This window comes from Salmonella sp. SJTUF15581, from assembly GCF_043356775.1.
In the GTDB taxonomy this organism is placed as follows: domain Bacteria; phylum Pseudomonadota; class Gammaproteobacteria; order Enterobacterales; family Enterobacteriaceae; genus Salmonella; species Salmonella enterica.
Genome location: NZ_JBEUJY010000026.1, coordinates 1 through 9,514, shown reverse-complemented (window position 1 = coordinate 9,514; position 9,514 = coordinate 1). Strand labels below are relative to the sequence as shown.

General features: G+C 47.8%; 18 protein-coding genes. 13 read left to right on the top strand and 5 right to left on the bottom strand.

Annotation, left to right across the window (positions count from 1 at the left end; genetic code table 11):
* Nucleotides 1-66 precede the first annotated feature (66 nt).
* Genes istB through ABVN36_RS24125 form a run of 3 tightly spaced genes read right to left on the bottom strand, consistent with a single transcriptional unit; the run spans nucleotide 67 to nucleotide 2,187 of the window.
* A complete protein-coding gene (gene istB / locus ABVN36_RS24135) occupies nucleotides 67-849 on the bottom strand; it encodes an IS21-like element IS100kyp family helper ATPase IstB (RefSeq protein WP_001317493.1) in 783 nt (260 codons plus the stop codon).
* The gene (gene istA, locus ABVN36_RS24130) at nucleotides 846-1,868 is read right to left on the bottom strand and encodes an IS21-like element IS100 family transposase (RefSeq protein ID WP_000255946.1); all 1,023 of its coding nucleotides are present in this window, start codon (nucleotides 1,866-1,868) and stop codon (nucleotides 846-848) included. Before istA ends, istB begins: the two co-directional genes overlap by 4 nt.
* Before the next feature lie 13 nt (nucleotides 1,869-1,881).
* Entirely contained in the window at nucleotides 1,882-2,187 is a 306-nt protein-coding gene (locus ABVN36_RS24125) for a hypothetical protein (protein WP_162623949.1), read from the bottom strand.
* A gap of 55 nt (nucleotides 2,188-2,242) precedes the next feature.
* Here ABVN36_RS24125 and ABVN36_RS24120 point away from each other — a divergent pair, with 55 nt between their 5' ends.
* On the top strand, nucleotides 2,243-2,587 hold the full coding sequence (locus tag ABVN36_RS24120) for a hypothetical protein (protein WP_020838491.1): 345 nt from the start codon (nucleotides 2,243-2,245) through the stop codon (nucleotides 2,585-2,587).
* A 35-nt stretch (nucleotides 2,588-2,622) separates the two neighbouring features.
* Here ABVN36_RS24120 and ABVN36_RS24115 read toward each other — a convergent pair whose 3' ends face one another.
* Together ABVN36_RS24115 and ABVN36_RS24110 are read right to left on the bottom strand one after the other, a co-directional pair.
* On the bottom strand, nucleotides 2,623-3,546 hold the full coding sequence (locus ABVN36_RS24115) for a hypothetical protein (protein ID WP_023253052.1): 924 nt from the start codon (nucleotides 3,544-3,546) through the stop codon (nucleotides 2,623-2,625).
* 111 nt (nucleotides 3,547-3,657) lie between these two features.
* Nucleotides 3,658-4,290: a LexA family transcriptional regulator gene (locus ABVN36_RS24110; protein ID WP_020838493.1), complete on the bottom strand. Its 633-nt coding sequence runs from the start codon at nucleotides 4,288-4,290 to the stop codon at nucleotides 3,658-3,660.
* A gap of 98 nt (nucleotides 4,291-4,388) precedes the next feature.
* Here ABVN36_RS24110 and ABVN36_RS24105 point away from each other — a divergent pair, with 98 nt between their 5' ends.
* The 12 genes from ABVN36_RS24105 to ABVN36_RS24050 all read left to right on the top strand — a co-directional run bounded on the left by ABVN36_RS24105 (nucleotide 4,389) and on the right by ABVN36_RS24050 (nucleotide 9,486).
* Nucleotides 4,389-4,607, top strand: a complete 219-nt coding sequence (locus tag ABVN36_RS24105; protein ID WP_020838494.1) for a helix-turn-helix domain-containing protein — start codon at nucleotides 4,389-4,391, stop codon at nucleotides 4,605-4,607.
* A gap of 108 nt (nucleotides 4,608-4,715) precedes the next feature.
* Nucleotides 4,716-4,994: a lambda phage CII family protein gene (locus ABVN36_RS24100; RefSeq protein WP_000424167.1), complete on the top strand. Its 279-nt coding sequence runs from the start codon at nucleotides 4,716-4,718 to the stop codon at nucleotides 4,992-4,994.
* A gap of 34 nt (nucleotides 4,995-5,028) precedes the next feature.
* Nucleotides 5,029-5,175 carry a DUF2740 family protein gene (locus ABVN36_RS24095; RefSeq protein WP_001125981.1) on the top strand — a complete coding sequence of 49 codons (147 nt, stop codon included), beginning with the start codon at nucleotides 5,029-5,031 and terminating at the stop codon, nucleotides 5,173-5,175.
* Entirely contained in the window at nucleotides 5,168-6,001 is an 834-nt protein-coding gene (locus ABVN36_RS24090; RefSeq protein ID WP_000067077.1) for a replication protein, read from the top strand. The genes ABVN36_RS24095 and ABVN36_RS24090 overlap by 8 nt, the downstream gene beginning before the upstream one ends.
* Entirely contained in the window at nucleotides 5,998-7,374 is a 1,377-nt protein-coding gene (locus tag ABVN36_RS24085) for a replicative DNA helicase (RefSeq protein ID WP_112324612.1), read from the top strand. The genes ABVN36_RS24090 and ABVN36_RS24085 overlap by 4 nt, the downstream gene beginning before the upstream one ends.
* On the top strand, nucleotides 7,371-7,640 hold the full coding sequence (locus tag ABVN36_RS24080; RefSeq protein ID WP_020898888.1) for a hypothetical protein: 270 nt from the start codon (nucleotides 7,371-7,373) through the stop codon (nucleotides 7,638-7,640). The genes ABVN36_RS24085 and ABVN36_RS24080 overlap by 4 nt, the downstream gene beginning before the upstream one ends.
* Before the next feature lie 71 nt (nucleotides 7,641-7,711).
* Nucleotides 7,712-7,993 (top strand): DUF4752 family protein, encoded by a 282-nt coding sequence (locus ABVN36_RS24075; protein WP_058115773.1) that lies wholly within the window; start codon nucleotides 7,712-7,714, stop codon nucleotides 7,991-7,993.
* A 220-nt stretch (nucleotides 7,994-8,213) separates the two neighbouring features.
* Entirely contained in the window at nucleotides 8,214-8,465 is a 252-nt protein-coding gene (locus tag ABVN36_RS24070; protein ID WP_000344577.1) for a hypothetical protein, read from the top strand.
* Between the two features lie 2 nt (nucleotides 8,466-8,467).
* Nucleotides 8,468-8,764 (top strand): hypothetical protein, encoded by a 297-nt coding sequence (locus ABVN36_RS24065; protein ID WP_024150883.1) that lies wholly within the window; start codon nucleotides 8,468-8,470, stop codon nucleotides 8,762-8,764.
* A complete protein-coding gene (locus tag ABVN36_RS24060) occupies nucleotides 8,721-9,167 on the top strand; it encodes a recombination protein NinB (RefSeq protein WP_112324613.1) in 447 nt (148 codons plus the stop codon). The genes ABVN36_RS24065 and ABVN36_RS24060 overlap by 44 nt, the downstream gene beginning before the upstream one ends.
* Entirely contained in the window at nucleotides 9,137-9,337 is a 201-nt protein-coding gene (ninD, locus tag ABVN36_RS24055; protein ID WP_312038692.1) for a protein NinD, read from the top strand. Before ABVN36_RS24060 ends, ninD begins: the two co-directional genes overlap by 31 nt.
* Nucleotides 9,304-9,486 carry a NinE family protein gene (locus ABVN36_RS24050; protein WP_000113766.1) on the top strand — a complete coding sequence of 61 codons (183 nt, stop codon included), beginning with the start codon at nucleotides 9,304-9,306 and terminating at the stop codon, nucleotides 9,484-9,486. The genes ninD and ABVN36_RS24050 overlap by 34 nt, the downstream gene beginning before the upstream one ends.
* The last annotated feature ends 28 nt before the right edge of the window (nucleotides 9,487-9,514 follow it).

The window sequence follows — 9,514 nt, the reverse complement described above, 5'->3', positions numbered from 1 at the left end:
TGTCAACGACGGATGAAAAGTGATCCACTTATATCTCCACCAACGGCCCAATATTGATCCACCGTTTTACTCAGGATTAGCTTCAGCTATAACCCCGGCCTTTCGTTTCTGTCTGAGTCGATAGCTTTCTCCTTTGATTTGAACGACATGTGAGTGGTGTAAGATACGGTCCAGCATCGCTGAGGTCAGTGCTGCATCACCGGCGAACGTTTGATCCCACTGCCCGAACGGCAGATTGGATGTCAGGATCATTGCGCTCTTTTCGTAACGTTTAGCGATGACCTGGAAGAACAGTTTTGCTTCTTCCTGACTGAACGGCAGATAGCCTATTTCATCAATGATGAGCAGGCGGGGGGCCATTACTCCACGCTGAAGCGTCGTTTTATAACGGCCCTGACGTTGTGCCGTAGATAACTGAAGTAACAGATCTGCTGCTGTTGTGAAGCGAACCTTGATACCTGCACGGACTGCTTCATAGCCCATCGCTATTGCCAGATGGGTTTTCCCCACACCTGATGGCCCCAGTAATACGATATTTTCATTACGTTCTATGAAGCTGAGTGAGCGTAACGACTGGAGTTGCTTCTGCGGTGCTCCGGTGGCGAATGTGAAGTCATACTCTTCGAACGTTTTCACCGCCGGGAAGGCTGCCATTCGGGTATACATCGCCTGTTTACGTTGATGACGTGCCAGTTTTTCTTCATGAAGCAGATGCTCCAGGAAGTCCATATAACTCCATTCCTGGTCTACTGCCTGTTGTGACAGCGCAGGCGCTGCGCTTATAAGGCTTTCCAGTTGCAACTGCCCGGCGAGCGCCATCAGTCGTTGATGTTGCAGTTCCATCATCACGCCACTCCTCTGCAGAATGAGTCGTAGATGGAGAGTGGATGATGCAGGGGGTGTTTATCGAAGTTCACCAGATTTTCACCAGGATGCACGTCATACTCTTTTTTCTCCGGAGGCAGTGCCAGCATGGACTGCTGCTCTTCGAGCCAGCGATCGCAGGGACGGGCCTGGATTGTTTCATGCTTTCGTTGGTTAGCGACATCGTGCAGCCAGCGCAGACCGTGGCGGTTGGCTGTTTCAACATCGACAGTGATCCCCATCGGGCGCAGGCGAGTCATTAGTGGGATGTAAAAACTGTTACGGGTGTACTGCACCATCCGTTCCACCTTACCTTTAGTCTGTGCCCTGAAGGGGCGACACAGTCGGGGAGAGAAGCCCATCTCCTTGCCGAACTGCCACAGCGAAGGATGGAACCGGTGCTGACCGGTCTGATATGCGTCACGTTGCAGAACCACAGTTTTCATATTGTCATACAACACTTCGCGCGGCACACCACCAAAGAAGCGGAACGCATTACGATGGCAGGTCTCCAGCGTGTCATAACGCATATTGTCAGTGAATTCGATGTACAACATTCGGCTGTATCCGAGAACAGCAACGAACACGTGAAGCGGTGAGCGACCATTACGCATAGTGCCCCAGTCAACCTGCATCTGTCGTCCGGGTTCAGTTTCGAACCGAACGGCAGGCTCCTGCTCCTGAGGAACCGAGAGAGAACGAATGAACGCCCTGAGAATGGTCATTCCGCCACGATATCCCTGGTCTCTGATCTCGCGAGCGATTACCGTTGCCGGGATTTTGTAAGGATGAGCATCGGCGATGCGTTGACGAATATAATCCCGGTATTCATCCAGGAGTGAAGCAACAGCAGGTCGCGGTGTATATTTTGGCGGCTCAGATTTTGCCTGCAAATAACGTTTAACGGTATTGCGGGAGATCCCCAGTTCTCTGGCAATCGCCCGGCTACTCATTCCCTGCTTGTGCAGGATTTTAATTTCCATAACTGTCTCAAAAGTGACCATAAGCTCTCCTGAATCAGGAGAGCAGATTACCCCCTGGATCTGATTTCAGGCGTTGGGTGTGGATCACTATTGCACCGTTCGTGACACTAAGCTCCACCACACGCCAGTCCAAACCCATCTCGTTTGGTATCTTGTCGCGCTTTGTCAGCGCACCATCAAAGTTAAAGAGCATTGCCTTTCCGTTTTGGCTACCAGCTTCCTGCTGTTGGACTAAAGATACAGATAAAACTGTAATAACGTCAACAGATAAAACTGTAAAATTTGTAGATTGAAACAGATGTGGTTGTTTTTGAAGGTAAAAAAAATGTTGAGGTTCCATGCTCGTACTGGTTGTGTAGAATTAACTCACTCAGGTCTCAAAGGTTCAGCATGTTATGGATATCAATGAGTGGTTAGAAAAACTAAGTTGGCTGTCGGCAGACCAGAAGGTGCAGGTGCATTTTGAATTGCAAGAGCAGATCAAGGCGCATTACAAGATGAGGGATGAGGGCGATCATCTTGAAAGAGCGATACAACTGTGCGAACAGTCAGTAGCATTCGCGCCGTTGGCTTTTGAGGCTTTGAAAGAAAAGTGGGAAAGGGATTTCCCTGGGCAGGAGTTCTTTGTTCCAGCTCACCACGGATACCGACAGCTAATAACGATTATGAAGAAGCGAAAGGATATGAGTAGGGTAAAAGAGCTTCAGGATAAGCGAGATGCCGAGGGGTGGGCTGAATAGGCAATAAAAAACCCGGCTCGGTGGCCGGGGTGATGTTAGTTTTTTTTGTTGGGAAGTTCTGGTCTCTGGAGGCTTTCTAAGACCTCAATAGCTTTTGTGTTTTCGATTACTTTCTGTTGAACCTTATCTGCTAAATAGTCTTTAAACCCTTTAGGCACATACTCTTCGCGAAGCCATCTACGGAACTCGCCTAAAGCCTCCTCGGGGTAAATGTTCGCTGGCAAGTTCCCCGCTTTACTCTGCGGAAACCAGTCCGGATATACGTGAGGATGCTTCTGCACATCTCCGTACTTTTCGCTCAGTTTGTTACGTTTCCAGTGATTTGACCACCTAGTTCCGACGCTAATATCTGGAACGGTTTTCGGTCCCAATTCAAACCCAGCATTAATAAGAGGCACTGTGATGTCGACCATTTCACGAAAGACGCTAAAGAATCCTGCTGGAATTTTATCATTAAGAATTATGCGCTCTTGGAAGCATTTCCAAGCACCGCTAACTGGGTTTCTTGGATCGATGCCAACGCTTCTAAATATAAACTCACGAAGCGTTTGTCTTGCTAAAAGTCGATAGTTTCTAAGGGCTATGGCATTGTTTGCCTGGCTTGCATCGAATGCATAATACTCAAGAATTGCCATGCATACATAGTCAGGGTACGGATAATGGTCACGTTTAGTTTCTGAAGATGGTATGTAAAGTGACTCAACATCGATACCCTGATCGAGGAGAACAGAATCAATTTTTCTACCTCGAGGCTTAAGTCGTTCGCTAGCCCAATCAGAAGAAATATCCTGTATTACGCTATGATGCACACCACACATTTCCGCCAGTCCCCGACCGGTGAGATATGGTGTTCCGTCATTAAGAACGCCCATTGCCACACCTTCAACTTCTACCTCTTTTACAGGGAATAGCTGGAGATTCCCTTGGCGGGGTGATATCGCTTTAATCTCATTAACCATATGATTATCCTTGTTAAAGTGTGGCGGGCAAATGACATTCTTTCGTCATTCTCTATCACCCAAACGTCTCTTCAGGCCACTGCGCCTTAACTACCTTTCCTATGATGCTGACTATCTCTTCCGGCGATAAATCCGGTGTTCAACCATCGTCCCGATAATCTGGATGTGGCGATCAATGCTTCGCATTACAGGATAATCGTCGTTAAGCGGTATCAATTCAAAGTGCTGCCTGCCATCTTCTGCAAGAGTGGTTGGGCGGTATTTCTTGAATGTGGCCTCGTGTTCGCCATTTTTCGCAACCACAAACTCTCCAGGGGCTGGTTCGATTTCCGGGTCCACGATTATCACATCGCCAGCCTTAAAATCAGGCTCCATAGAATCGCCAACAATCTTTAGAGCAAAGGTGTATTGCGACCAGTCCATGTCAGTCATGACGTACTCGCAAGATCCATCAAGGGCCTCTATAGGTCCTTTAGTTGCCATTTCGCCAGCTTGTACATAGCTGATCAATGGAATCCTCCTTGTGTTCACCTCGCTAACAGGCTGGAAGTTGCCACCATTAACCAGCCATGACGGGTCACAGCGAAGAGATTCAGCAATACCAACAATGTTCCGTGGCTTTAATGTCTTTCCTTCTTCAATACTCGCCCAAGATTGCTGCCTGATTCCAGCTTTTTCTGCTGCTTCAGTTTGAGTCAAACCCAGCTCAATTCTTCTTTGTTTTACCCGTTCTGCAAGGCTCATAGCTTCCTCTCCATTTCCTCACATCGTCACAGTTAAAGCTGTATTTGACAAACAGAAGTAACTGTTAGACAATACAGATAAAACTGTGGAGGTGAGTAATGAATACAATTTCCGAACGCCTCAAACAGAAGCGCATGGAGTTGAATCTGACACAGGCGCAATTAGCTGAGAAAGCTGGGATGAAGCAGCAATCAATACAGCAAATTGAAGCAGGTTCTACGCAACGTCCGCGCTTCCTGTTTGAGCTTGCCGCAGCTCTCCAGTGCGACCCGCTCTGGTTACTGTACGGCAAGAAACGTGGCTCCAGGGCCGCCTAAGAAGTACCCGCTCTTTACCAATCTGAACCGCCGACAACGCGGTAAACCTATTTCAAAGCGCATCAACGAATGCGCACAACTAACTATTAACTACAGGAATGTTCACATATGGAACTCACAAGCACTCGCAAGAAAGCCAACGCAATTACCAGCAGCATCCTTAACCGGATAGCTATTCGTGGACAGCGTAAAGTCGCTGATGCGTTAGGCATTAACGAATCTCAAATTTCACGATGGAAAGGCGATTTCATTCCGAAGATGGGGATGTTATTGGCGGTTCTGGAGTGGGGTGTCGAGGATGAGGAGTTGGCAGAACTGGCAAAGAAAGTTGCGCATCTGCTGACAAAAGAAAAGCCTCAAGACTGCGGGAACAGTTTTGAGGCCTGATGTAGAAAGACTGGATCAATCCACAGGAGTAATTATGCCAAAACAACTCAGTCCTGACCAGGACAAATTACACAAAAACATACTACGTGATCGGTTCTTATCCAGCTTCAAACAGCCTGGTCGATTCCGGGCTGAGTTGGAGAAAGTGAAGCTAATACTGAAGAGGAAAGGTCATGAGTAATCTTGCAACAGTTACACCGATAAAACCTCATCTGGAGGTTGTGGAGCATCGCGTGGCAGAACTCGACGATGGCTACACCCGGACTGCAAATACACTGCTGGAAGCTGTCATGCTTTCTGGGCTTACTCAACATCAGCTACTGATTGTTATGGCTGTGTGGCGCAAGACATACGGTTATAACAAAAAAATAGATTGGATCGGAAATGAACAGTTCGCTGAACTCACTGGCATGGCGCCAACCAAATGTTCTACCGCCAAAAACGAGCTTATCAGAATGGGGGTTCTCACTCAGGTGGGGCGTCAGGTTGGTATGAATAAAAATATTTCCGAGTGGAAGACGAAGGTTAACGGATTCGGTAAAACATTTACCAGATCGGTAAAACTAACCTTCACCAAATCGGTAAAAACCAATTTACCGAATCAGTCAAACACAAAAGACAATATACAAAAGACAATAAATACAAATACCCCCTTACCCCCTAACGGGGGCGGCAATGGGCAGGTTAAACCTGAACGTCGCAAGGCAGAACGAATCGACTATGAATCCTTCCTGAACGCCTACAACACCGAAGTTGGTGACAGACTTCCACATGCTGTTTCGGTCAACGAGAAACGGAAACGCCGCCTGAAGAAAATCATCCCGCAACTGAAAACGCCAAACGTGGACGGTTTCAGGGCGTATGTCAGGGCGTTTGTGCATCAGGCCAAGCCGTTTTACTTCGGAGACAACGACACAGGCTGGACGGCTGATTTTGATTACCTGCTGAGGGAAGATTCGTTAACGGGAGTTCGGGAAGGGAAGTTTGCAGACAGGGGGATTGCATGAGACAGGATATCGAAGCGAGCGTTATCGGTGGCTTGCTGATTGGTGGATTAACACCAACCGCGAGTGACGTTCTGGCAACGCTGGAGCCTGAAGCATTCTCAATTCCGCTTTACCGGAAAGCTTTTGAAGTTATTCGAAAGCAGGCCAGAAACAGGAACCTGATTGATGGACTGATGGTGGCCGAGGAGTGCGGGGATGAATACGCAACGGCGGTGATGATGACTGCGCGGTCATGTCCCAGCGCTGCAAACCTGAAGGGTTATGCCGGAATGGTTGCAGACAGTTATCAACGGCGTCAGGTTTTACAGCTACTGGATGAGATGCGAGAGCCAATCAGTAACGGCACGCTGGATGCTTCAGGTAGAGCGATGGACGATCTTGTTAAGCGTCTTTCAGCCATCAGGAAGCCACGCAACGAGGTTAAACCTGTGCGACTGGGGGAAATTATCAATGATTACACTGACACGCTTGACAGGCGTCTGAGGAACGGAGAAGAGTCTGATACCCTGAAGACCGGAATCGAAGAGCTTGATGCTATCACCGGAGGGATGAACGCAGAAGACCTTGTGATTATTGCTGCTCGTCCAGGTATGGGTAAAACCGAACTGGCGCTGAAGATAGCCGAAGGCGTGGCAAGTCGTGTTATTCCTGGTTCTGGCGTCCGGCGCGGTGTGTTGATTTTCTCGATGGAAATGAGCGCCATTCAGGTTGTTGAGAGAGGGATTGCCGGCGCAGGAATGATGTCGGTCAGTGTGCTGCGTAACCCGTCACGTATGGACGATGAAGAATGGGCGAGAGTTGCAAGCGGGATGAAGTTGCTGGCAGATCTGGATGTGTGGGTAGTTGACGCATCGCGTTTGTCTGTCGAAGAAATCAGGTCCATTTCCGAACGCCACAAGCAGGAGCATCCTAATCTGTCACTGATTATGGCTGACTATCTCGGGCTAATTGAGAAACCAAAAGCGGAACGTAATGACCTCGCCATAGCACATATTTCCGGTAGCCTGAAAGCGATGGCGAAAGACCTGAAAACTCCAGTTATCTCCCTAAGCCAGCTTTCACGCGAAGTTGAGAAGCGGCCAAACAAGCGCCCGACAAACGCAGATTTGCGTGATTCAGGAAGCATTGAACAGGATGCAGACTCAATCATCATGCTTTACCGTGAAGCGGTATACGACGAGAACAGTAGCGCCGCACCATTTGCTGAAATCATTGTGACGAAAAACCGTTTTGGCTCGCTTGGTACGGTTTACCAGCGGTTCTGCAACGGACACTTTGTTGCATGTGACCAGGATGAAGCCAGACAGATTTGCACAGCATCAAATGCACCTGCTGCGCGTGGCAGACGATATGCACAAGGGGCTGACGTATGAATAAAAAACAATTAGCCATTCTCGAAAAGGCATGGGATGCACAAATATCATACGCTTTGAAAGAACAGGTAACACCAATAATCCAGACCAAATCGAAAATAGCCAGGCAGTTATGCGATGACGGATTCCTGAATGAAGTTGAGATTACGCACCAGATGGTAACGTTCAAAGGGTATGAGATAAATCATCATGGTATAGCAGCGTATTGCTCCCATCTTCCTGATGACGTTGACATTGATGAAATGGAAAGGGAGATGAAGCAATGACCATCTACATCACTGAGCTTGTAACAGGCCTGCTGGTAATCGCAGGCCTTTTTATTTGGGGGAGAGGGTAAATGAAGGATTTATTAGTAACGCTAAATGTCGGTTTAAGCCTTCTTGGTTACGCCTACATTATGTTCAAAACAGGCCAGTGGATTATTACAAATGCACTTAAGCAGTGGGATAAGCGTAGAAAAGTGTCAGCAAAGCAGAAGGCGGTTGATGCGCTATATGAAGCATACGAACTGGATAAGGTAAGCGAAGGAGATACTGTAAAAGTGGCGACAAAAGAAGGTCTGGTAATCATGATTTGCAGACATGAAAAGACTAATACCCAGCACACTGATGGAGAGTAGTGATGAGTACATTGGCTCAATTAATTAATGCCGACATTGAAGAGTCATTAGCACGGCATTATCGCTATTGGAAAGCTTCTAGACTTCCGATTAGAGAGCGATACAAGCGTAGGCCAAAACCAAAGAGCAGCCAGCGAGACAGGGTACTTAAGCGCCTAATGCAGATAAACATGTCGCAGTTTACTAATTTCACCTGGTTCAAGCGGTGATGGAGAGGAATATGGACGAATCAAGAAAACAGTTTTTGGAGTGGTTTGGTGAAGAGTTCGAGTCTATTAACAACAGCGAAGAACTTCACGTTCAGGCCATCAAGATGATTGCCTGGCAGTCATGGGTTAAGTCTCGCGCAGCTATCGAGATAAAACTCGATGACAAAGTGATGGCTGAGGATGATTTCGACAAAGGACACAACTGCGCAATCGACTATTGCGCTGATGCCATCCGCGCCGCCGGAATCAAAGTGAAGGAGTGAGTATGAGCAAAGTATCAAGAGGAATGAAAATATCGCTTATTTTCATCCTTAATCCGCATCGTATCTTTTTGGCTTCAGCAGTATGGCTGTCATATTTTGTTTATTGGTTAGCAGATAAATTGGATGATTTTGCGAGATGGCTTGAGAATTTTGCGAATGCGAGGTTTGAGTCATGGCCGCTTATCGGAGAGAGGATGTCTGACGAATTAAACCGGTATTACGCGGATAAGCGCAAGGAGAAGAGCAGGAGGGCAAGTGAAGCAATTATTCCTGCTTCGCAACGAAGCAATCAGAAATAACGCTATAGACGCCATTCTCTCACTACCCATCGACGACAAGTCCCCCCACGAAGTCCACGTTAAAGCACCCAAGCGAACCAAGGCACAGAACGACCGTATGTGGCCGATGCTTCAGGACGTCTCCCGTCAGGTGCTTTGGCATGGTCAACGACTGTCTCCGGAAGACTGGAAAGACATCTTCACCGCGCTGTGGCTCAAGACTAAAAAACTGGAGCAAAGAAGCGTGCCAGGTATTGATGGCGGTGTTGTTCTTCTTGGTGTACGTACCAGCAAGATGAGGAAGGCGAGCATGACAGAACTTATCGAAATCATGTTCTGGTTCGGATCAGAACGTAACGTGCGATGGAGTGATGATTCCCGGCGAGAGTATGAATGGTCACAACGAACAGGGAGAGTTGCATGAAACGATGTTACCGATGCGGAGAAAGCAAAGACGATTATCGATTCCGGCCAAATCAACCTTATTGGCACCAATGGTGTATCAGATGTGAGCGGTCGCCAGTGGGTAATTTCCCGCTGCCAGAGACGAAGGAGGACGTATGGCACGACAGCGACGAAGTATCACCGACATAATCTGCGAAAACTGCAAATACCTACCAACGAAACGCTCCAGAAATAAACCAAAGCCAATCCCAAAAGAATCTGACGTAAAAACCTTCAATTACACGGCTCACCTGTGGGATATCCGGTGGCTTAGAGAACGTGCGAGGAAAACAAGGTGATTGACCAAAATCGAAGTTACGAACAGGA